The 20,778-nt window shown below is 69.6% G+C and carries 17 protein-coding genes; 7 read left to right on the forward strand and 10 right to left on the reverse strand.

The window, feature by feature from the left end; genetic code table 11:
* Positions 1 to 161 precede the first annotated feature (161 nt).
* The 3 genes from VZL07_RS35565 (at position 162) to VZL07_RS35575 (ending at position 2,224) form a co-directional block, all read left to right on the forward strand.
* A complete protein-coding gene (locus VZL07_RS35565) occupies positions 162 to 455 on the forward strand; it encodes a hypothetical protein (protein ID WP_426752388.1) in 294 nt (97 codons plus the stop codon).
* Positions 456 to 614: 159 nt separating this feature from the next.
* Positions 615 to 1,097 (forward strand): NfeD family protein, encoded by a 483-nt coding sequence (locus tag VZL07_RS35570; RefSeq protein ID WP_426752389.1) that lies wholly within the window; start codon positions 615 to 617, stop codon positions 1,095 to 1,097.
* A 5-nt stretch (positions 1,098 to 1,102) separates the two neighbouring features.
* Positions 1,103 to 2,224, forward strand: a complete 1,122-nt coding sequence (locus VZL07_RS35575) for an SPFH domain-containing protein (protein ID WP_426752390.1) — start codon at positions 1,103 to 1,105, stop codon at positions 2,222 to 2,224.
* A gap of 91 nt (positions 2,225 to 2,315) precedes the next feature.
* Here VZL07_RS35575 and VZL07_RS35580 read toward each other — a convergent pair whose 3' ends face one another.
* The 3 genes from VZL07_RS35580 to VZL07_RS35590 all read right to left on the reverse strand — a co-directional run bounded on the left by VZL07_RS35580 (position 2,316) and on the right by VZL07_RS35590 (position 4,760).
* Entirely contained in the window at positions 2,316 to 3,068 is a 753-nt protein-coding gene (locus VZL07_RS35580; protein ID WP_426752391.1) for a phytanoyl-CoA dioxygenase family protein, read from the reverse strand.
* A gap of 9 nt (positions 3,069 to 3,077) precedes the next feature.
* The gene (locus VZL07_RS35585) at positions 3,078 to 3,932 is read right to left on the reverse strand and encodes an NAD(P)H-binding protein (RefSeq protein ID WP_426752392.1); all 855 of its coding nucleotides are present in this window, start codon (positions 3,930 to 3,932) and stop codon (positions 3,078 to 3,080) included.
* Positions 3,933 to 4,034: 102 nt separating this feature from the next.
* Positions 4,035 to 4,760: a helix-turn-helix transcriptional regulator gene (locus tag VZL07_RS35590; protein WP_426752393.1), complete on the reverse strand. Its 726-nt coding sequence runs from the start codon at positions 4,758 to 4,760 to the stop codon at positions 4,035 to 4,037.
* Positions 4,761 to 4,882: 122 nt separating this feature from the next.
* Here VZL07_RS35590 and VZL07_RS35595 point away from each other — a divergent pair, with 122 nt between their 5' ends.
* Positions 4,883 to 5,257: a hypothetical protein gene (locus tag VZL07_RS35595; RefSeq protein WP_426752394.1), complete on the forward strand. Its 375-nt coding sequence runs from the start codon at positions 4,883 to 4,885 to the stop codon at positions 5,255 to 5,257.
* Positions 5,258 to 5,497: 240 nt separating this feature from the next.
* Positions 5,498 to 7,000, forward strand: coding sequence for an ATP-binding cassette domain-containing protein (locus tag VZL07_RS35600; RefSeq protein WP_426752395.1), 1,503 nt, complete (start codon positions 5,498 to 5,500; stop codon positions 6,998 to 7,000).
* 89 nt (positions 7,001 to 7,089) lie between these two features.
* On the opposite strand, the gene VZL07_RS35605 is transcribed toward VZL07_RS35600, so the two are convergent.
* Both VZL07_RS35605 and VZL07_RS35610 read right to left on the reverse strand, forming a co-directional pair.
* Complete coding sequence (locus tag VZL07_RS35605) at positions 7,090 to 8,508, reverse strand: hypothetical protein (RefSeq protein WP_426752396.1); 1,419 nt, start codon at positions 8,506 to 8,508, stop codon at positions 7,090 to 7,092.
* Between the two features lie 9 nt (positions 8,509 to 8,517).
* On the reverse strand, positions 8,518 to 9,525 hold the full coding sequence (locus tag VZL07_RS35610) for an NAD-dependent epimerase/dehydratase family protein (RefSeq protein WP_426752397.1): 1,008 nt from the start codon (positions 9,523 to 9,525) through the stop codon (positions 8,518 to 8,520).
* A 101-nt stretch (positions 9,526 to 9,626) separates the two neighbouring features.
* On the opposite strand from VZL07_RS35610, the gene VZL07_RS35615 reads away from it, so the two are divergent.
* A complete protein-coding gene (locus VZL07_RS35615; protein ID WP_426752398.1) occupies positions 9,627 to 10,157 on the forward strand; it encodes an FHA domain-containing protein in 531 nt (176 codons plus the stop codon).
* Between the two features lie 22 nt (positions 10,158 to 10,179).
* On the opposite strand, the gene VZL07_RS35620 is transcribed toward VZL07_RS35615, so the two are convergent.
* From VZL07_RS35620 to VZL07_RS35635, 4 genes are all read right to left on the reverse strand, one after another.
* The gene (locus VZL07_RS35620) at positions 10,180 to 10,710 is read right to left on the reverse strand and encodes a hypothetical protein (RefSeq protein ID WP_426752399.1); all 531 of its coding nucleotides are present in this window, start codon (positions 10,708 to 10,710) and stop codon (positions 10,180 to 10,182) included.
* A 52-nt stretch (positions 10,711 to 10,762) separates the two neighbouring features.
* Entirely contained in the window at positions 10,763 to 12,274 is a 1,512-nt protein-coding gene (locus VZL07_RS35625) for a DNA polymerase Y family protein (protein ID WP_426752400.1), read from the reverse strand.
* An 8-nt stretch (positions 12,275 to 12,282) separates the two neighbouring features.
* A complete protein-coding gene (locus VZL07_RS35630; RefSeq protein ID WP_426752401.1) occupies positions 12,283 to 13,161 on the reverse strand; it encodes an ImuA family protein in 879 nt (292 codons plus the stop codon).
* A gap of 143 nt (positions 13,162 to 13,304) precedes the next feature.
* Positions 13,305 to 14,519, reverse strand: a complete 1,215-nt coding sequence (locus VZL07_RS35635) for a vWA domain-containing protein (RefSeq protein WP_426752402.1) — start codon at positions 14,517 to 14,519, stop codon at positions 13,305 to 13,307.
* Positions 14,520 to 14,755: 236 nt separating this feature from the next.
* On the opposite strand from VZL07_RS35635, the gene lon reads away from it, so the two are divergent.
* Positions 14,756 to 17,239, forward strand: a complete 2,484-nt coding sequence (gene lon, locus VZL07_RS35640) for an endopeptidase La (RefSeq protein ID WP_426752403.1) — start codon at positions 14,756 to 14,758, stop codon at positions 17,237 to 17,239.
* An 83-nt stretch (positions 17,240 to 17,322) separates the two neighbouring features.
* Here the strand turns inward: lon and VZL07_RS35645 are convergent, their stop codons facing one another.
* A complete protein-coding gene (locus VZL07_RS35645; protein WP_426752404.1) occupies positions 17,323 to 20,301 on the reverse strand; it encodes a hypothetical protein in 2,979 nt (992 codons plus the stop codon).
* Positions 20,302 to 20,778: the final 477 nt, after the last annotated feature.

The raw sequence follows: 20,778 nt of genomic DNA on the forward strand, positions 1-20,778 counted from the left end.
CAAGCAAGCAGGCGACTTCATGGGTTGACGCGGATGAGGGCGATCCGTCGTCGGGGCCATGGACTGCCACGTGCCGGACAGTCCGGAGGGCCCCCCTCCCTGTGGGACAGCCTCAAACCTAGCAAGCTAAGCCTGCTTTACCCACCTGTCCGGAGGCATTCATGTTCCAGCACGCGAAGTCCGTTGCCGCCGTCGTCGCCACCCTGGCCCTCTTCCCCGTCACGGCCGGTGCCCTGCCCCCGTATTGCTCCGACATCTGTGCGTGCCCCCTGAAATCCGCCCAGGTCTGCACCGACTGGGGAACCATCATCACGACCTGCGATGCGTGGTGCGAGACCTACGGAGGCATCACCTCGGATGAGGGCGAGGCGTCGGTCGCCTCCGCCGAACAGGCTGCTCAGGCCGAGGACCTGGACCTGACCTGCCACGCCTCCGAACAGACCTCGGAGAGCTGAGCGGCTGTCCTTCCGTCGCGGTCATCGAGCGGTGGCCGTGGCGCCCGGACAAAGCCAGGCGCCGCGGCCGCCCCGCCGACAGGGCTGGGCATCATCGGCATCGCGCTCGCGCCGCCGTGCGTTTGACAGGACGCCGACGCGACTGCCAAACAGGATGGCATGGACTTCACTCCCACCGCGTGGCAGCTCTGGCTGGTCGCGGCGCTCCTCCTGGGCGCGCTGGAGCTCCAGCTCACCAGCTTCATGGTCCTCTGGTTCGCCGTGGGAGCGCTGGCCTCCTCGCTCGGCGCGGCCCTGGGTCTGGGGCTCAACGGACAGCTCTTCCTGTTCGCCTCCGTCTCGGGCGTCCTCTTCGCCGCCTCGCGCACCCTCTTCAAAAACGTTTTCATGCGCGATGCCACGCATTTGAAGACAGGCATCGAGGCCATGATGGGTCAGGAGGCGGTGGTGGTGGAGTCGCTGAGCGACCCGCACGGGGGCACGGTGCGCATCAACGGCGAACTGTGGACGGCCCGATCGCTGTCGGGGCCGGTGCCCGAGGGTGAGCGCGTCACGGTGGAGCAGGTCGAAGGTCTCAAACTCTGGGTGCGCCGACCGACGGCGTCGTTGCCGGTTCCCGTGGGGAATCCAAAGAAGGAGTAGGCGGCATGGACTTCTTGACGGTACTTGGAATCATCGCGGTCATCCTGGTGGGCATCGCCGCCACCGGCATCCGCATCGTTCCGCAAGCCAAGGTGATGGTGGTCGAGCGGCTGGGCAAGTTCCACAACGTGGCCAGCAGCGGGCTCAACTTCCTGATTCCCTTCGTGGACTCGCCCCGCGCCATCGAGATGCGCACGGGCAACCGCTACATGCGCAGCAACCTGGTGGACCTGCGTGAGCAGGTCATGGGCTTCGACACCGTCCAGGTCATCACCCACGACAACGTCAACATGGAGGTCGGCTCGGTCATCTACTACCAGATCGTCGAGCCCGCGAAGGCGCTCTACCAGGTGGAGAACCTCGCGCTCGCCATCGAGCAGCTCACGATGACGAACCTGCGCAACATCATGGGCGGCCTGACGCTGGACCAGACGCTCACCAGCCGCGAGACGGTCAACACCAAGCTGCGCATGGTGCTGGACGACGCCACCGAGAAGTGGGGCGTCAAGGTGACGCGCGTGGAGCTGCGCGAAATCGAGCCGCCCCAGGCCATCAAGGCCGCCATGGCCAAGCAGATGACCGCCGAGCGCGAGCGCCGCGCCGAGGTCACCAAGGCCGAGGGCGACAAGGCCGCCTCCATCCTCCAGGCCGAGGGCGAGAAGATCTCCCGCATCCTCCGCGCCGAGGCCGAGCGCGACGCCGAGATTGCCCGCGCCGAAGGCCAGAAGCGCGCCACCATGCTGCAAGCCGAAGGCAAGGCCGAGGCCACCCGCCTCCTCTTCGAGGCCATCCACAACGGCCGCGCCACGCCCGAGGTGCTCGCGCTGCGCTACATGGAGACGCTCCAGGAGCTGGGCAAGGGCGACAACAAGATGTTCGTTCCCTACGAGGCCACCGCCACGCTGGGCGCCATCTCCGCGCTCAAGGAGGTCTTCACCCAGAGCGAGGACGCGCCCAAGCGCGCCCCGGCGCCCGCCACGCAGCAGCAGGCGCGCGCCGCCGCGAGCCTGAACGCCCAGGCCCTTGCGAGGAACACGGTGGTTCCCGAGCACGCCACCCTGCCCGGGGGCACGCCCGCCGTGCCCGTACGGCGCCAGCGCCCACCAGTCGAGCCGCAGGACGACTGAGCCCCGCCGTGGGCAGCACCCACGGGAGGTGGAAGCCCTCCCGTGGGCGGAGCAAGGCGCGCTCGCCGGGGCGCCTCAGGACGTGGCCAGCTCAGCGAATCCTGGGGAAGCGCTCCCCTGACAGCGCGTGGCCCGCCTCCAGCGTGGACAGGTGCCGGGTCAGCGAGTCCGTCATCCCTTCGCCATGGAACCTCCGAGGGTCGAAGCTCGCCTCCGCATCCATGTAGACGGTGGCCAGGGAGATTCGCGTCTCGTCGGTCTCGTTCTTGTTGGCGGCGTGCACCGTTCGTGCGTCGTGAAACGTGCAGTCCCCCGCGCGGAGCGGAACCGTGACGTGAGGCCGGAACGCCACCTCGGGGTGGCTGGCGAGGTCCTGGAGCTCCTCGGGGAGCGCCAGCTGGTGTGAGCCGGGCCAGAACGTCATGCAGCCTCGCGCGGCGGGGACATCCACCAGCGCCACCCAGGCGGTGAGCGTCACCGGAGCGCCGTGAATGGGAAGTGCCCCCTCGTCGACGTGCACGGGCGTGGGCGCAGAGCCGACCCGTTCCTTGCGCAGCAGCTCCGACTTGAACAGCCGCAGCGGCCGGCCCGCCAGTTGCTCCGCGATGGCCGTCACCCGGGGATGAAGCGCCAGGCGGCGCATGAGGCGGCTTTCGAGCTCCGCGCCCGCGACCCAGTCCATGACCATCCCTGCTTCGGAGGGCCAGTGGAACGTCTCCCGGCGGCGAAGCATCGCCCTTGCCTCCTCGAGGAACTCGGCGAGCTCCGCGGCTTCGAGCACCTGGGGAACCTTCAGGTAGCCTTCGGTCCGGTACCGCGCGGCTTCACGCGCATCCAGGTTCATGAAGGTCTCCTAGGCGCGAAACGCGCTGGCATGCTCGATGGCCCAGGACGCGAAGGTCCGCGCGGCACGTCCCGTCACCTGCTCCACCGTGGGGACGATGCGGGCCGCCTGCGCCGGGGGATTCCTGGCGAGTTGGATGCCGAACTCGACGTAGTCCTCCGGATAGCCAAAGGAGCGGAGCCGCTCGCGCTCCTGCTCCTCGCTGAGCGCCTCGAAGGTGATGGGACGTCCCACCGCCGCCGCGATGAGGGCCGTGCGCTCCGCCGGGGTGAGCGCCTGCGGGCCGCTCAAGGGGTAGCGCTTGCCCTCGTGGCCATCCTGCGTCAGCGCGACCGCCGCCACCGCCGCGATATCGGCCTCGTGCACCACCGCGCTGGGCCACGTCGCGAGCTGACGGACGACGTTGCCTTCCTTGATGCTCGGCGCCCACTCCAGCGTGTTCGCCATGAACTCGACCGGCTCCAGCCGGGTCCAGCCAAGGGTGCTCTTCTGAAGCGCGCTCTCGACGGACGTCTCATCCCATCCGCCCAGGACCGTGACCCTCCGGACGCCGGCTTGCTCGGCGAGCCGGATGAGGGCGTCCCCGTTCGTCAGCGACTCACCGTCGTCCCCGGCGCAGGTCATCAGATGGACGGCGCTCACCCCTTCGAAGGCGCGTGTCAGCGAGGTGGCGTCCGCCAGGTCACCTTGAACGACCTCGACGCCCGCGGGGAGGTTCGCCTGGGCGGGACGCCGTGACAGCGCGCGAACGCGATGTCCCGCGGCGGCGAGCTGTTGGACCAGGTGGCGGCCCACCTTGCCGGTCGCCCCTGTGATCAGGAGGGTACCGAGCGGGCGGGAGGTCTTTCCAAGAGGCGCGTTCATCAGAGGCTCCGGGTCGAAAGAACGCCGCCTGGAGGGGCGGCACGGAAGCCCGGATACCGCCGCGCCGTGACAGAACGTGTCAGCAGCCGCACCCTGCCGGCTTCAGGGCATGTCCCCGTCGGTCGGCCCCTTCGCGAGCTCCACCTCGAACGCCTGGAACCATTCCCGCGCGAGCTCGACGCGCGGCTTGTGGAAACGCTGCTCGGAGAGCTCCGCATGCAGCACCCGGTCCAGCCGGAAACGGGCGAACGCGTCCCGCTTGCAGCACCAGGCCGCGAAGACCTGCCGGGCCTCGAAGTAGGCGAGCTGCACCGGCAGGACGATGCGCTCCGACACCGTGCCAGCCTGGTTCTGGTAGCGGATGAAGAGGCCCCGCTCCTCGCGCATCGCGCGCCGGACCAGCCCGAGCAGCGGCTCCGGACGGCTCGCACCGTCACCGTCGCTGTTCACGACGGGCCATAGCCCCGTGTCGTCAATCCGTTCCGCGAGCCCCTTCGGAATCGCCGCGCTCAGCTTGGCCAGGGCATTCGTGGCGGACGCCGCCAGCTCCGCGTCCGGCAGCTGCTCGACCCAGCGCGCCCCCAGGACGACCGCCTCCAGTTCCTCCATGGAGAACATCAGCGGAGGCAGGAAGAAGCCAGGGAGGAGCACGTAGCCCAGGCCCGCTTCACCGCCAATGGGTGCCCCGAGCGCCTGGAGCATCTGGACGTCGCGATAGACGGTCCGGACGGAGACCTGATGTTCCTCCGCGAGCACCTGCGCCGTCACGGGGCCGCGATGCCGGCGCAGGGAGTCCATGAGCCCGAAGAGGCGGAGAATCCGGTCCATTGCGTCTCCAGGGGGCGGGGGAACGGCGCGCGTTCCCTATACACCGCACGCGCCGCCGCTTCGCGGGAACCTTCCGCGCGCCCGGCTGTCCGAGCCTCCGGACACACCACCCGGAGGGAACCATGCAGGACGCTTTCGTCGCAGGAGGCTGGGGGATGTACCCCACGTTGCTCGCGGGACTCGCGCTCATCGCCACCTGCGTCCAGTACGCGCGCCGGCCCGAGCCACGCTACGTGCCGCTGATGCTGTCGCTCGGGCTGTGCACCTTGATTGCCGGCACGCTCGGCTTCGCCACCGGCATCCTCTCCCTCTTGCACGCCTATAGCGGCCCGCTGTGGGACCAGGGCCCGCGCATCCTCTTTATCGGCGCCTTCGAGGCACTGCACAACGTGGCGCTCGCCCTGCTGCTCGCCATGCTGGGCGCCCTGATGGCGTCCATCGGCGCGTGGCGGCTCTCCCGCCGGATGGGGAGCTTCGTGGCGCCCGCTGCAGGTTGATGTGGAACAGTCGGACGCGCTGCCGGAGCAGCGCCTCCTGCCCTCATGAAGGCAGGGGTTGCATTTCGGCGCGCGTCTGGACATAGATTGCAGCCATCCCCAGGAGGGATTGACGCCCCCTCCCAACGAGAGGTCAGACGCACCCTTGAGGACGCTTCGCTGAATCCCCAGGTCCGTTGACGTTCCCGCGCTGAGCCGCCTTCGGGCTGGCTTGCGCCCTGGATTCAGGAGTCTCCTCATATGCCTTCCGTGCGCGCGCACCGCGTTTCGTTCGCCTTTTCTGACGCCGTTCCCGTCCTCTCCGATGTCGACTTCCACCTGCCCCCTGGCTGGACGGGGCTCGTGGGCGCCAACGGCGCCGGCAAGTCCACCCTCCTCCGATTGCTCGCGGGCGAGCTGACACCCACCGAGGGGCACCTCCAGTTCGAGCCCGCGGCCCCCACCCTGCGCCTGTGCCGTCAGGAGGTGGAGGCGCTGACGCCGGACATCTCCGCCTTCGCCGAGGCGTGGGACTCCGTCGCGCGGCGGCTGCACGGCCAGCTGGGCCTGGACGTCACCGCGCTGGAGCGCTGGTCCACGCTGTCCCCCGGCGAGCGCAAGCGGTGGCAGGTGGGCGCGGCGCTCGCCGCGGAGCCGCACCTGCTGCTGCTGGACGAGCCCACCAACCACCTGGACGCGGAGGCGCGCACGTGGCTCGTCTCCGCGCTGCGCCGCTTCCGGGGCCTGGGCATCGTGGTGTCCCACGACCGTGAGCTGCTGGAGTCCCTCACCACCGCCACGCTGCGCGTCCACAATGGGAGCGCGCGGCTGTGGCCCGGCGCCTACACCGCCGCCCGGTCACACTGGGAAGCCGAGCGCGAGGCCGAGCTGGCCTCCTACCAGCAGGCCCGCGCCGAGCAACGCCGCGCGGCGCAGCTGCTGGACCAGGCCCGGCGTGAACAGCAGTCCGCGGATGCCGCGCGGCACACCCGCAAGCGCCTGAAGAACAAGCACGACAATGACGCGCGCTCCATGGGCGCCAAGGTGGTTGCCGGCTGGGCCGAGGCAGGGGCCGGACGGCGCGTGGGCGTCGCCCGGCGCGAGCTGGAGCGCGCCAGCGAAGCCGTGGGCACCTTCACCGCGGACAAGACGGTGGGCCGCTCCGTCTTCCTCGACTACGTGCGCTCACCCAACCCGTGGCTCTTCACGCTGGACGTCCCCAGCCTCCACGCGGGGGACGTGGCGCTGCTCGGGCCGGTGAACCTCTCCGTGAGCCGCGACGCGCGCGTGCGCATCGAGGGGCCCAACGGCGCGGGCAAGAGCACCCTGGTGCGCGCGCTGCTGGAGCACGCGCGGGTTCCCCGGGAGCGGGTGCTGTACCTGCCGCAGGACGTCAGCGCGGAGGAGGCCCGGACCACACTGGACGCGGTGCGCGAGCTGCCTCCCGAGGAACGGGGCCGCGTGCTGTCTCTCGTCGCGGCGCTCGGCGTGGACCCGGAGCGGCTGCTCGCCTCCGAGCGACCCTCCCCGGGCGAGGTCCGCAAGCTGCTCATCGCACGAGGCCTGGGACAACACGCCTGGGCCCTGGTGCTGGACGAGCCCACCAACCACCTGGACCTGCCCTCCATCGAGCGGCTGGAGGCAGCGCTGCGCGAGTACCCGGGCGCGCTGCTGCTCGTCACCCATGACGCCGCCTTCGCCCAGGCCTGCACGTCCGAGGTCTGGCGCGTGGAGCACGGGCAGGTCACGGTGACGTCCGCATAGGCGCCGCGGCGGAGGACCGGAGCCGTCGTCCGCGAGGGCGGCTCCGCGCGGCGGCGACGACCATGGGGCGCCGCCGCGCCACCGCACCGTCAGGGCGCGGGCGCGAGGACGCCCAGCCACGTCTCGTTGTTCTTCTGTCCGTTCGAGACGCGGGCCGGGTTGGGCGCCTGATCGGTGGCGAAGGCGAAGACGAGGGAGCCGTCGGGCCGGGAGACCGCGGCGACGACCTCGGTGTCTCGCGGCCCCTCGAGCCGCAGCGAATCCACCGGCTGCCCCTGCGCGTCCACCGCGAGGAGGAAGCCCTTGCCGTTCGTGAGGGTGCGCCCGCCGGTGTCCAGGTCCACGTAGCCCGTGTGCCCGGCGAAGCAATAGCGCCCGGCGCCACAGGCCACGAAGGCCGAGGGGTGGTCGTCGTTCTCCAGCGAGAAGGCGCGGAGCACGACCTCCTCCGCGGGCCGATCCCACCGGCCCGACGCGAAGAAGAGGTCCTGGTCCGTGCTCTTGCCCTCGGTGCCCGTCAGCGGGCTGAGGGCCTTCGCGCCCACGGCGAACGCCGCGCCCTCCACCGCGAGCCCGGTGATTTCCTCCACATGCGCGGCGGGCAACGTGCGCGCGGACTGCCGTGTCCCCGCGCCATCGAAGCGCGTGAGGAGGATGCCCCGGCCCTCCGGCCCTTCGGGCACGCGTCCCAGTGCGTCCTGGTAGGCGGACCGGTGGGCCACCAGGAACGGGCTGGCCACGTGGATGTCCCCCGCCGCGTCGACACCGAGCGCCCAGCCGCTGAACGGCGCGCCCAGTGCGCGCATTTCGTCCAGGGTGTCCGCGCGCAGCACCACGGAGGGCGACACCACCTCCATCCAGCGCGTGTCCAGCGCGGCGTCCAGCCGGAGGAGGCGGAGCCCGTCCATCCCCAGCAGCAGCACCGCGTCCTCACCGTGGGCCACCATGGCCAGGGCGCCCAGCCCCTGCTCCGCCGCCGTCAGCGTCACCCGCTCCACGCGGCCGTCCGGGTACGCCGCATACGACAGGCGCTCCTCCGAAGGCAGGCCGCTGACGAGCACCCGCTCGGCCAGGAGTGAGCCATCCGGACGCAGCCGACGCACCTGCAGGCGCAGCGGGTCCTCCTGCACGTCCCAGCCCATCACCGTCAGTTCGCCACTGGGGTGCACGGTGAAGTGCTGGACGACTTCTCCGATGGGGAACTCCCCCAGCAGCTCGCCGTCGGGCCCCACCCGCGTCATCCGCTTCACCGGGGGCGCGAAGAACGACTCTTCGCCCCGGTCCTCGAACTCGGTGCGCCGCAGCCACGTCGACCCATCCGGCCCCAGCGCCAACCCCTGCACGCTGCTGAGGAAGCCACAGTCCACGCGGCGGACGCTCGCGCGGGCATCGAAGGGGGCCCGGGGCTCGAAGCCCGAATGCGCATCCCGGGGACACGCCTCCGTCGCGGAACAGGCCCCGGTCAGGGCCAGGAGAACCACCAGCACGAAGCACCGAGAGAGGACCATGGCGGCACTCTAGCCACTGCGCGCGGCGCGCCAGAGGCCCTCGGTGCCGGACTGTTGGAGGAACCAATCCACGAGGCCGGCCAGCCCCTCCTCCACGGCGATGCGAGGCCGGAAGCCCGTCTCCCGCTCCAGCGCGGACGGGTCCGCCCAGGTGGCGTCCATCTCCCCGGGCTGCGCTGGCGTGGGCCGCACCCGCGCGGGCGTCCCCAGGCGCCGCTCCAGCACCGCCAGGAACTCCCGGACCGAGACGGGCTCGCCCCGGCCCACGTTGAGAACGCGATACGGAGGGGCCCCCTGGGGCGGCCGGTCGAGCACGCGCAGCACCGCCTCCGCCACGTCCTCCACATGGGTGAAGTCGCGCTGCATCCGGCCCTCGCCGTGCAGCGCCAGCTCGGCGCCGTCGCGCAGGGCCTGGAGGAAGCGCAGCGGGGCCATGTCCGGGCGCCCCCACGGGCCGTACACCGTGAAGAAGCGCAGGCTGCTGGTGGGCAGCCCGTGCAGGTGGCTGTACGCGTGCGCGAGCAGCTCGTCGGCGCGCTTGGTGGCCGCGTAGACGCTGAGCGGATGGTCCGCCGCCGCGCCTTCCTGGAACGGAGGCGCCGAGCCCGCGCCGTACACGGAGCTGGAGGACGCGTAGACCAGGTGCCGCACCCGGGTCGCGCCGGCCTGCTCCAGCACCTGGAGGAAGCCCGACACGTTGCTGTCCACATAGGCCTGCGCGGTGACGCCCGCCCGGGGCCGCACGCCCACGCGCGCCGCCAGATGGATGACGGCCTCGGGACGCGACGCCTCGAAGAGGGCCCGCAGCGCGGTGCCCTGAGTGACATCCACCTGCTGGAAGTGGAAGCCCGAGGCGCCCGGCAGCGTCTGGAGCCGCGCCAGGCGGGCCCGCTTCAGTGCCTCGTCCTCGGCGGGCTCCAGATGGTCCACCCCGATGACCGCATCCCCCCGGGCCAGCAGCCGTGCGCTGACATGATGGCCGATGAAGCCCGCAGCTCCCGTGACGAGTACCCGCATGTGTCCCCCACGCTCCCACGCCCTCCGCCAGGACGCCACGTCCTCGGACCTGGACGCGGCGCTTCCCGTCCCCGTCACTTGCACGTAGGGTGGAGGGCCTCATGGTGTCCGTGAATCAGCTCCGCCCCTTCGCGAGTGCCTCGCTGGACGCGTTCCGGGCCGCGTCCGGACCGGTCGCCCTCATCCAGCAGCCCGTGGAGCTCGTCGCCCAGGGCGCTGGCAACCTGGCGTCGCGCACCGTCGGCATGGCCCACCGCGCGCACATGGACGAGCGGCTGCTCGCCATGCTCCGCGACTTCGACAGCCTGGAGGTCCACTTCCTCCAGCCCACCGTGGACGGCGAGGAGCTGACCGTCGGACGCACCGAGGCGTGCGACCTGGTGGTGCCCGACCCGTCCGTGTCCCAGCACCACGCCACCCTGCGCTGGAACGCCGCCCGCGGCGGCTTCTCCGTCCGCGACGCCGAGTCCATGAACGGCACCTTCATCAACGGCGCCCCGCTGGGCTACCGCGCCCAGGTGCAGCTCCAGGACGGAGACACCCTGGCCTTCGGCGACGCCCAGTTCCTCTACCTGCGCGCCGAGACGGTCTACGAGCACCTGCGCCTGGCCAGCCCGAAGAAGGCGCCCTGAGCCCGCCCGCCTCCGGCGCGGCTCACGGGATGGCCTGGATGGCCTCCACCACCGCCTTGCGCAGGTAGGAACGGAAGTCCGTCTGCGCCTGGTAGACGCCGATCATGGAGACGCTGCGCGTGGGGTTGCTCCACCGGAGCCTGCCGTTGGGCCCGATGACGCCCGTCTCCAGCAGCACCTCCGTGCGCCCCATGAGCTGCGCGGACGTCACGTCCACCCAGTTGAGCACCACCACCACCCCGGCCTCGGCTTCGTTGTCGTGGATCATCGCCACCACCTCGTCGACGGTGGGCGACGGTGACGGGGAGATGCGCGTCCCCACCACCTCGAAGCCGCGCTCGCGCAGGGTGGCCTGCGCCTGGCTGACGAGCACCGAGCGCGGGTTGCCCTCCCCCAGCATGTCCTGCCGGTACGTGTAGGTCGGCAGCGAGTCCACCCGGGAGCCCACCACCACCACCACCTTGCGCAGGGCCCCCGGCGGGCGGACCTGGCGCGCGGCGCACGAGGCGAGCAGGAGGCAGAGCAGGACGGCGGCGGGACGGAGGACACGCATGGCGGGGAACCTGGGAGACGGGTACGGGGCCACTATGCTGGGCCTCCGGGCCTCAGTCGAACAGTCCCTGGAGGTAGAAGCGTCCATCCCGTCCGTCGCGGAACACCCAGGCCGGGCCCAACCCCTCGAAGTGAACGCGGTAGTAGTCCCGCTGGAAGGGCGTTTCGGACCACCACTCCCCACCCAGCCGCTCCGGCCCCGCCACCGCCGTCACCCGGTGCCGCCGCCCCCCCATGCGCGCGGCCAGCAGCTGGCCGGACGCCGCCACCTCCGCGTCCAGGCACGCCGGCTCCGCCAGCAACCGGGAGGGCCGCTCCCGCAGGGCCGCCGCCACGGGCGCCTCCCGTGCGCCGGGCGCCAGCAGGTCCTCGGACAGGCCCCGCCGGGCCTCGGGGGGCCGGAAGGCCCGCGCGCCATGGGCCGCCTCGGGCCGGTGGACCGCCTCCAGCCCCGCCGCGAAGAGGGACTCCTCCCCCAGCGTCGTCGCCAGCCGGGACAGCACCACCTCCAGCGCCGCGTCGCCCTCCGGCGTGTCCCCCAGCGCGAGCTGCTGTCCCGCGTCCTCGGAGTGCTCGTCCACCCGCGCGGACACCTCCGCCACCGGGTTCTCCAGCCGCAGCTCCTCCAGCCGGTGCCGCGCCAGCTCATGCAGCAGCTTCGCCCTCGCGGTGGGACGCGCCAGCGTCAGCGTCACGCTCCGGTGGCCCGTGGGGTCCAGCTTCAACGTGAAGGTGAGCCGCACCGCCGCGCGGCCCCGCCCGGACAGCCGCGCCCCCAGCCGGTCCATCAGCGTCTTGAGCGCGAAGCGCAGCGGCTCGAAGGACTCGGCGGGGAAGTCCAGCACCACACGCTCCTCCAGCACCGCCTCCAGCACCGCGGGCACGAAGGGCGTGTCGTCCTCGCCCCGGCACCGCGCGTGGATCCGCGCGCCGGCGGCCCCCGCCCGCGCCGCCACGGCCCCCGCGGGCAGCGCCGCCACCTCTCCCAGCGTGGTGAGCCCCAGCGCGGCGAACGCCGCTCCGTCACGGCCCTCCAGCGCGGACAGCGGCAACGGCGCCAGCGCCCGGGCGCTCTCCCCCGGCGCCACCACCTCCACCCGGCGCGCGCCATGCCGCGCCACCGCGCGCGCGGTGAACGCCTCCGAGGCCACCACCACGTGCGCCCGGTAGCCCAGCTCGGAGCACAGCGCCAGCATGCGCGTCCCCAGCGCCTCCTCGCCCCCACAGAGGTGCGCGGCTCCCGCGTCCAGCCACAGCCCGTCCGGCGCGCAGAGCTGGAAGCCCGGGGCCAGCGGCAGCAGCGCCTCGCCCAGCGCCGTCAGCGCGCGCAGCTCCTCCTCCGGGCGATGGTCGAAGTGCCGCAGCACCGGCTCCAGCGCGGTGGCCGCCGTCAGCGTCATCCCCGGGCGGACACCGGCCTTCAGCGCCGAGGTGGAGGCGAACGCCACCCGCCGCTGGCCGCGCACCGCCTCCACCAGCACGAAGGGACGCCCCGCCAGCTCCGGGGACTCCACCACCCGGCGCTGCACCGGGAAGCGGGTGAGGTGCAGATAGGCCCTGCGCATGGCGGCCCTCAGTGCGGCTGGGACGGCAGGACGGCGTCCAGCCCCTGGCGCAGAGGCGGCATGGGCGCGTCACGCCCGGGCCGTTGCCCCAGGATGCCCAGGCCGTTGCGCAGCGCGCCGGACTGCTCCCGCAGGAAGTCGGGCGTGGCGTCCTCCTCGGCCTCGGCCACGTCCAGCAGCCGCCCGCCCCCTTCCAGCCCCAGCGCCGGGTACAGCGAGCGCCAGGGCAGCACCGCCCGCGCGCCAGCGCCGCCCTGCCGGCTGCGCACCACCTCCACCGACCAGCCCTCGCCGTCCCGGGCCTCCGTCCGCAGCCGCAGCACCCCATCCGCCGGGGCCTCCGGCGAGGTGAGCAGCACGAGCAGCCCGCCGCCGCGCGCCGCCGCGTCCGCCAGCTTCCGCGCCTCCACCGGGGACACCCGGCAGGCCCGCCCACCGGAGGACGCCCCGCGCGTCAGGTCCAGCACCACGCAGGCAAAGGCCCCGCTCCGGGCCAGCTGGACGGCGGCCCAGATACGCTGCTCGGGCGCCTTGGGGCGGACGATGAGCAGCCGCTCCAGGTCCACGCCCAGGGCGGCCGCGGCGGGCGGATAGAGCTCCCGGGGGCCGTCCACCCACGCGCACAGCCGCGCCTCCCGATGCGCCGCTGCCACCGCGTGCAGCGCCAGGCTCGTGCGCCCCGAGGCCGCCTCCCCACACAGCTCCACCGCCTGTCCCAGCGGCAGGCCGCCCGCGGGCAGCAGCGCGTCCACCGCCGCCAGGCCCGTGCGCAGCACCGCCAGGTAACGCCGGGGCGCCGCCTGCAGCTGGCGGATCCGCTCCCGCAGCTGCTCCACGACCGAGCCCGCCCCCTGCCCCACCTCCACTCGCTGCTCCGCCGCGCTCATCTCGCCTCCTCGCCAGGCCCGCCGGTGCCGGACGACCGGCGGGGCAGTCGTCCACTATCCTCGGAGGTCTGACATGCGCCTTCATGGGACGCATGGCGGTGGGTGCGGAGATCAGACCCGCTGGTGCGGGCGTCCGTCGGGGCTCAGCCCGCGCAGAGGACCTTCACCTCCACCTTCTTGTCGTCCGCGCGGCGCAGGCAGCTCGACTGGAAGAACAGGCGGGCCGGATACCGCTCCGTGGACGCCTCGTAGCGCAGGTCGCCCGCGGCCACCGAGCACCGCTCCACCGTGTCATCCGCGCGCGTCAGCTCCACCTGGACCAGCCGGGGGTCGGGCAGGTTCACCACCTCGATGCTCTGCGCCACCGTGGCCAGCTCGGCGATGCGCAGCAGGGTGTCGCGGTAGTTGTCCCGGCACACGGAGTCGAGGTTGTCGAGCCCCTGATCGAACGCCTCCGCCATCGCGCGCTGGCGGTGGCCGGGCCCGAAGGAAGTCGGGCAGTCGACGTTGCGCACGATGACGCCGTCGGGCGTGACGTCGCGAATCAGCTCCGCCCGCTTGTCGGACAGCGCCACCGGCCCAATCGTGGCCCAGAGCACCTGACGCGACGCCCCGGTCGAATCCCGAAGCTGCTGGAACATGTCGAAGTACTCCTCCACTGGTGTCAGCAGATGCGACTGCTCGCTGCAGTTGTCGATGGACGTGTCGTCGGACACCCAGACCGGCGGAGGCCGCGCCGTGGTGCTGCAGTCCTCCTCGTCCGACACCACCGCCACCAGCAGCCGCGCGCCGTCGCGCAGGAACCCGCCGTTGCCGCCCTCCGCCACCGGCGTCGACACCAGGGGCTCCGAGACGGCCAGCCGGACCGCCTCGAAGGGCGACTCCTGCCCGCTGCCCTCGATGCCCTGCCGGATCAGCCGCCGGAACTTCTCCAGCACGTATGGATCCGTGCCGTCGATGAAGCGCTCGTCGGTGGGGTTGCCCGCCGCGTCCGGCACTGGCTGCAACCGGCCGGACTCGTTGGGGTACTCACGCAGCCGCGTCTCCCCCTGGAACATGGCCAGCCGGTACACGGACGTGGTGATCACCCCCACCCGGAAGTCCTGCGAGACGCCGCCTCCCTCCTTGAGCGCCTCCAGGAAGGCGGGCAGCTCGGTGGCGATGGCGTTCTGCTCCTCCTCCATGGAGCTGGAGTTGTCGATGACGAAGAGGATGTCCGTCTTCTGCGGCGCGATGACGGGCGACTCGCCCTCACACGTGCCGGGCAGGTTGGAGCCCGGCTCGTCGACGGGCGACCGGCACGACGTCCACACCAGGGACGGCAGCAGGAGCAGCGGGGCGAAGTGGCGGAGCTTCATGGGGGGCCTCCCAGAGGGCGGCGCACCCCGGCGGGGCGCCGCGTCAGATGCTAGGGGGGCGAGCATGCCCCACCCCTCGCCCGGACGCGAGACTTCCGAGGAACACCGGAGTGGCAGCGGGGGGCGGAAAAACGCACACAGCGTTTGCCATGTCCGTTTTGGTTGTTACGTTGGTTCATCCGCCGCAGAAAACCTGGAAATGTTCACTGGTTGTCGAAGGGAAAAGGCCGAACTTCATGTCCGATGAGAAGAAGAAGGGCACCGCTGCGAGCGCAATGCCCACCGCGATGGCCCCTCCGGGGCTCATCAACAAGGAAGACATCCCGCAGGTGCTTCCCATCCTCCCCCTGCGCAACAGTGTCTTCTTCCCGGGCGGGGTGCTTCCGCTGGCCGTCGGCCGCCAGAAGACCATCGCCCTGATCAAGGACGCCGTGCGTGACGACCAGGTCATTGGCGTCGTCACCCAGCGCCGCGCCGAAGAAGAAGATCCGGGTGCCGCCGACCTCTACACCATGGGGACGGTCGCCCGCATCGTGAAGCTCCTGAAGATGGGCGAGGACAACTACTCGCTCGTGGTGCAAGGGCTCGCCCGCTTCCGCGTCGTCGAGCTCGTCCAGGAGGCCCCCTACCTCAAGGCCCGCGTGGACGCCGTGGAGGACAAGACCTCTTCGGAGAACGTGGAAGTCGAGGCGCTGGGCATCAACCTCAAGAAGCTGGCGCGCGAGGTCATCGAGCTGATGCCCGAGCTGCCGGCCGCCGCCACCGAGCTGGTGGAGAGCATCACCCACCCCGGCCACCTGGCGGACCTGATCGCCGCCAACGTGGACGTGCCCATCGAGGAGAAGCAGGCCGTCCTGGAGACGGTGGACCTCAAGGCCCGGATGAAGCTCGTGCTCGAGCTGCTCAACCGGAAGCGGGAGATCCTCAAGCTCTCCAACAAGATCGACTCCGCCGTGAAGGGCGAGATGTCGAAGACCCAGCGCGAGTACTACCTGCGCCAGCAGCTCAAGGCCATCAAGGAAGAGCTGGGGGAGATGGGCGAGGAGGAGGAGGAGCTGGACGAGCTGCAGGAGCGCCTGAAGAAGGCCAACCTGCCGCCCGAGGTGGAGAAGGTCGCCAACAAGGAGCTCAACCGCCTGAAGACCATTCCGGCGGCCTCCAGCGAGTACACCGTCGCGCGCACCTACCTGGATTGGATCGCCGACCTGCCGTGGGCGAAGATGTCCGAGGACAACCTCGACATCGAGAACGCGCGCCAGCAGCTCGACAAGGATCACTTCGGCATCAAGAAGGTGAAGAAGCGCATCCTGGAGTACCTGGCCGTCCGCAAGCTGAAGAACGACATGCGCGGGCCCATCCTGTGCCTCGTCGGTCCGCCGGGCGTCGGCAAGACGTCGCTGGGCCAGAGCGTGGCCAAGGCCACGGGCCGCAAGTTCGTGCGCCTGTCGCTGGGCGGCGTGCGGGACGAGGCGGAGATCCGCGGGCACCGGCGCACCTATGTCGGCGCGCTCCCCGGCCGCTTCATCCAGAGCATGAAGAAGGCCGGCACCAAGAACCCGGTCATGATGCTGGACGAGATCGACAAGCTCGGCGCCGACTTCCGTGGCGACCCGAGCGCGGCGCTCCTCGAGGTGCTGGACCCGGAGCAGAACAACACGTTCAGCGACCACTACCTCGACGTGCCCTTCGACCTGTCCAAGGTGATGTTCGTCGCCACGGCGAACCAGCTCGACCCCATCCCCGGTCCGCTGCGTGACCGCATGGAGATCATCGAGCTGACGGGCTACACGTTCGAGGAGAAGCAGAACATCGCCCGCATCCACCTGGTGCCCAAGCAGCTCAAGGAGCACGGGCTCAACCCGGACCACATCGAGATCACCGACGACGCGCTGCTCACGCTGACCACCGCGTACACGCGCGAGGCCGGTGTGCGTAACCTCGAGCGCCGCATCGCGGACATCTGCCGCGCGGTGGCGGTGGAGGTGGCCGGCGGCAAGACGGAGAAGCAGACCATCAACGCGGACCGGGTGAAGGAGATCCTCGGGCCCGAGATGTTCTACTCCGAGGTCGCCGAGCGCACCGAGGTGCCGGGTGTGGCCACGGGTCTGGCCTGGACGGCGGCGGGGGGTGACCTGCTCTTCATCGAGGCGACGAAGATGGCGGGCAAGGGCGGCATGACGCTCACCGGCCAGCTCGGCGACGTGATGAAGGAGAGCGCCACGGCGGCGCTGAGCTACCTGCGCAGCAAGGCGGAGCAGCTCGGCATCAGCCCGAACTTCCTGGAGAAGACGGACCTGCACCTGCACTTCCCGGCGGGTTCCATTCCGAAGGACGGTCCCTCCGCGGGCGTCACCATCCTCACCGCGCTCACCAGCCTGCTGACGGGCATCCGGGTGCGGCACGACACGGCGATGACGGGCGAGGCCACGCTGCGTGGCCTGGTCCTGCCGGTGGGTGGCATCAAGGAGAAGGTGCTGGCGGCGCACCGGGCGGGCATCAAGCGGGTCATCCTGCCCGAGCGGTGCCGCAAGGACCTGGTGGACGTGCCGGACCAGGCGCGCAACGAGCTGGAGTTCATCTTCGTCACCCACATGGACGAGGTCCTGAAGGCGGCGCTGGAGACGCCTCCCGTGGGCGTGTCGGGCACCCCGGGTGGCGAGCCCGGCAAGGAGGCGCCGCTGCCGAAGCCGGCCGAGTCCTCTCCCGAGGTCCGCGCCTAGCGCACGGCCTTCCGGCCGGTAGGAAGTGACACGGGCAGGTTCCCTCTTCCTGGGGACCTGCCCGTTGTCTTTGCAGGGCGGGACTAGTCCACGCGGGTGAAGTGCGCCTTGTCGAAGAGCAGCACGCCCGTCCCTGGCGGAATCAGCATCTGCGCGCCCACATCCTCGAAAAGGGCCCGCCCATTGGACCAACTAGGAGAATGGTCGCAAAAGCTGCCTTCAGGCTTGAAGTAGCAGGAGCCATCCCCTGCGCAAATGCCCCCCGCCAGACATTTGGGCCCCACTTCGATGCGCGACAACCCCAGCTTCATCAGTGGCCGGTTAGCAGGAAGAGAGATCAACGCGGCGGACTCTGTCGCGTTCACGTACACCAACCCGCGCTCGAACGAACGCATGCGCACGAACTCCGACTGCCCAGCGACCGCGACATGAGGCCCAGAGGGGCTTCCCAGGTTCAGCCCGTACTCAGGGAACGCATTGAGATAATGACGAGGGCCCACGGCAGGTTGCGCCCACGTGGGATTGAAGTCCCAAAGCCCGAACCACATCCGCTCTCCTTGGGGTTCATACGCGAGCAGGAAAGAAGCCAGGGTGAACAGCCTGAACTTCGCCCCGATCGCGACGTCGAACATGGCATGAACGGCCGGGAAGCACAGGACGGATTTGGCACGCTGATGCTGGTCGGTGAGTTCATCGAGGTGCGCACGCCAGTAGCTTCCGGTCGGCTGGTGCTCCCCTTCCCAGAAGCACCCCTCGAACATGCCGCCATGAGTCCCTGAGAGAGCGGTATCAATGCCTCGCGAGCTACGGGCGCTCACGGCGTCACCGGGCACCTCCGCCTCCACCGCATTCCCCATGAAGCGCATCGTGGGATAGCTGGCCTGAAGGCCTTCGCCAAACGTCTTGAGCGCCTGGGCCCACGCGTCTTGCCCCCCTGGCTGACCGAGTCCCTGACAGAAGGGCTCGTACTCCATGGAAGGCGCCTCATGATTGGCCCCCTTTGGAGAATGGATACACGGCTTCTCTGGGCGGAACTCGTCCAGGAAGATGGTGTTGTAGCCTTGGGCCTGAGCTTCCCCGACGACCAGTCCCATCTGGTTCCGCCAATGGCTGCTCGCGGGATTCGTGTTGTCACCACTCCAAAACCGATCGCCGATCCGATTGTGGAAGCGCGATGACAGATATTCCGGATCCGCGGGGAACCGCCCCATGACGACATCCGTACCATCCCAGAGGGGAATGGTGATCTCGACCTTGTAGATGATCGCCTCCCAGCCATTGGAGACATGGCGCATCCGGCACGTCAGGAAGGCACGATCTTCCACATGCAGCCGGAGAATGCCGGAAGCGAGCTGGGCCGAATCCACTGCCAGTGGCGTGTCATCCTGCAAACGGCCAAAGGTTCCGAAGCCTGTCAGCGCGTATCGAACGAGCTTGAAGGCATAGTTCGCGGGGTTGAAGGTCGGAGGCACGCGAAGCGCGAGTGACACATCCGCAGTGACTGCGTACCGGGTCACCACCCCTGTAGCATCATCGGTATAGGGGCATGCCAGCCGATCCCAATGGAGATGAGAGGTGACCGCACCGACTCCCTGGACGTTCGCGGTTGCCGCGTTCAGCCGAAACAGCGGCGCGACGTTTCCCGTATGTGTGACACAGGCGGGATGCGAGTAGGGACGCGTCAGTCCTGCCTGCGACGTCTTCACCTGATAGCAGACGGTCGTCCCCACGGAGGGAGGTGCGGTGTCCTCGAAAATGAGCGACTCGGGCGCATCCGGAATGCTGGATTGCAACAGCACGAAAGGCACCTGCTCCCACCAATTCGCGGTGTCCATGTTCACAGAGCCCACGTAGCGATGAACCTCGTAAGTCGCGGGTGCGCTCACCGTCGACGGGATGCCGTAGACGCCCAGCACGGGGTCCTGACGCCCAATCCTTCGGTCATGCTGCCACGTCACGACCACTTTCGACGGCCCGTCGCTGACGGCGGTCAAGAGCGCGGGGTCCGTCGTGTGAAGGAAGCTGCGTTCATCGAATTCGAGTTTCTGCTGCTCACCCCGCCCCGGTTCGGGAAAATCTCCCGTGCGGATTTCATTGTCCGCCAGCCCTGCAGCGCCTGCGCTTCCCAACGTAGAGATGAAGTAGCGCCCCTTTTGCTCCTGCGGGAAAAGCACGGGATCGGTGTAGAATCGATCGCTGCCATTGATGAATGAATGGAATATCCGCGGAAGTTGCTGAATGACCTCCTCGTTCCCGAAGCTCTCCTGCATGTGCAGGGGAACAATGCCGTTCGCACCACTCTGAATCGCCGGTTCCAGCAGCAGGTGGCCTGCTCGCCAGATATGAATGCTCTCATCGAAGAAGAGCACATCCGAGCGCGCGTCTCCGCTGAACTGCCCCGTGAGCCGCTGCTCCGGCGCAGAAAACCAGACCGCTCCACCATGCGGAGTCGTCGTGCTTCCCGCGTAAGCGAACCCTTCTCCGGTACTCAACCAGATACCAATGCTGCCGTCCCCACCGAAAACCGCAAAATCAGACAAACCATCTACGTTGAAGTCGCCCACGAGCCGGCGTCCTGGCGCACTGAACCAGCCGGCCTCCAACGTCAGGCCCGTCTCCGTTGCCCCTTTGTAGGTGAAGCCGTCGGCTGTGGAGGCCCACAGGTGGACCGCGCCTCCATTGGAGAAGAACGCAAGGTCATCCCCCGGATGGTCGTCGTTGAAGCGCCCAACCAACCGCCGGCCCCAGTGCCCGAACCAGCCTCCATCGCTGTCGAGGCCGACGTCCGTATGGGAAAGCTGCGAGAACCCATTCGCACCGCCCCCCCAGACTACGACATGGCCATCGGTCTTGAAGAAGACGATGTCTGTCCCCCCTTCTCCGTCGAAGTTGCCCGTCGCCCGGCGTTCTGGGTGGTCGAACCATCCTTCAGCCGTCGTAAACGGCGTGGGGAAATAGCCCCCATAAATGAATCCAGTTCCTGTGGAGTTCCAGAACGTGACATCACCATTGTTCGCGAAGAATGCGATGTCATCCTTCCCATCGGCGTTGAAGTCACCCACGAGCCGGCGCTCCGGATGGCCAAACCATCCAAGGCCCATCGTCAGACCAGTGAAAGTCTCTCCCTCTCCGACGAAGCCATCCCCTGTTCCGCGAAAAAGTATGATTTGCCCATCATTCCCGAAATAGACGACGTCATCGTAGCCTCCATTCGAACGGTCTCCGGTGAAGTCCCCCACTGCGCGCCGATTCGGAGCCCCAAACCATCCGCCGTCCGCATCCAGTCCCATCGGAACGGCAACGGTCTTCCGGAAACTCGGGCAGTGGTGCTGGTCGCAAATCCCTCCGTCCAGCCCAGTGGATAGTGTGGACTCCTCGTGCTCGATACCCGCTGACTCCGGATTTGGCTCAAGGGACGCACGGGAGCATCCCGCCCCTCCCATGCACAGGATGAGTAGAAGCCAAGTTGGCAAAAACAACCACTTCACTCCGCACGACAATGGCCATCGCTGATTAGGCATTTCTGATTCGCACCCAAG

It is taken from the genome of Pseudomyxococcus flavus (assembly GCF_050038885.1).
In the GTDB taxonomy this organism is placed as follows: Bacteria; Myxococcota; Myxococcia; order Myxococcales; family Myxococcaceae; genus Myxococcus; species Myxococcus flavus.

Bases quoted from the DNA above. Each gene is read 5' to 3' on its own strand.
- VZL07_RS35625 (WP_426752400.1), bottom strand. From the start codon at position 12,274: ATGCGCAGGGCCTATCTGCACCTCACCCGCTTCCCGGTGCAGCGCCGG.
- VZL07_RS35590 (WP_426752393.1), bottom strand. From the start codon at position 4,760: ATGGACCGGATTCTCCGCCTCTTCGGGCTCATGGACTCCCTGCGCCGG.
- VZL07_RS35610 (WP_426752397.1), bottom strand. From the start codon at position 9,525: ATGCGGGTACTCGTCACGGGAGCTGCGGGCTTCATCGGCCATCATGTC.
- VZL07_RS35565 (WP_426752388.1), top strand. From the start codon at position 162: ATGTTCCAGCACGCGAAGTCCGTTGCCGCCGTCGTCGCCACCCTGGCC.
- VZL07_RS35595 (WP_426752394.1), top strand. From the start codon at position 4,883: ATGCAGGACGCTTTCGTCGCAGGAGGCTGGGGGATGTACCCCACGTTG.
- VZL07_RS35605 (WP_426752396.1), bottom strand. From the start codon at position 8,508: ATGGTCCTCTCTCGGTGCTTCGTGCTGGTGGTTCTCCTGGCCCTGACC.
- VZL07_RS35630 (WP_426752401.1), bottom strand. From the start codon at position 13,161: ATGAGCGCGGCGGAGCAGCGAGTGGAGGTGGGGCAGGGGGCGGGCTCG.
- VZL07_RS35585 (WP_426752392.1), bottom strand. From the start codon at position 3,932: ATGAACGCGCCTCTTGGAAAGACCTCCCGCCCGCTCGGTACCCTCCTG.
- VZL07_RS35580 (WP_426752391.1), bottom strand. From the start codon at position 3,068: ATGAACCTGGATGCGCGTGAAGCCGCGCGGTACCGGACCGAAGGCTAC.
- lon (WP_426752403.1), top strand. From the start codon at position 14,756: ATGTCCGATGAGAAGAAGAAGGGCACCGCTGCGAGCGCAATGCCCACC.
- VZL07_RS35570 (WP_426752389.1), top strand. From the start codon at position 615: ATGGACTTCACTCCCACCGCGTGGCAGCTCTGGCTGGTCGCGGCGCTC.
- VZL07_RS35620 (WP_426752399.1), bottom strand. From the start codon at position 10,710: ATGCGTGTCCTCCGTCCCGCCGCCGTCCTGCTCTGCCTCCTGCTCGCC.
- VZL07_RS35635 (WP_426752402.1), bottom strand. From the start codon at position 14,519: ATGAAGCTCCGCCACTTCGCCCCGCTGCTCCTGCTGCCGTCCCTGGTG.
- VZL07_RS35600 (WP_426752395.1), top strand. From the start codon at position 5,498: ATGCCTTCCGTGCGCGCGCACCGCGTTTCGTTCGCCTTTTCTGACGCC.
- VZL07_RS35575 (WP_426752390.1), top strand. From the start codon at position 1,103: ATGGACTTCTTGACGGTACTTGGAATCATCGCGGTCATCCTGGTGGGC.
- VZL07_RS35615 (WP_426752398.1), top strand. From the start codon at position 9,627: ATGGTGTCCGTGAATCAGCTCCGCCCCTTCGCGAGTGCCTCGCTGGAC.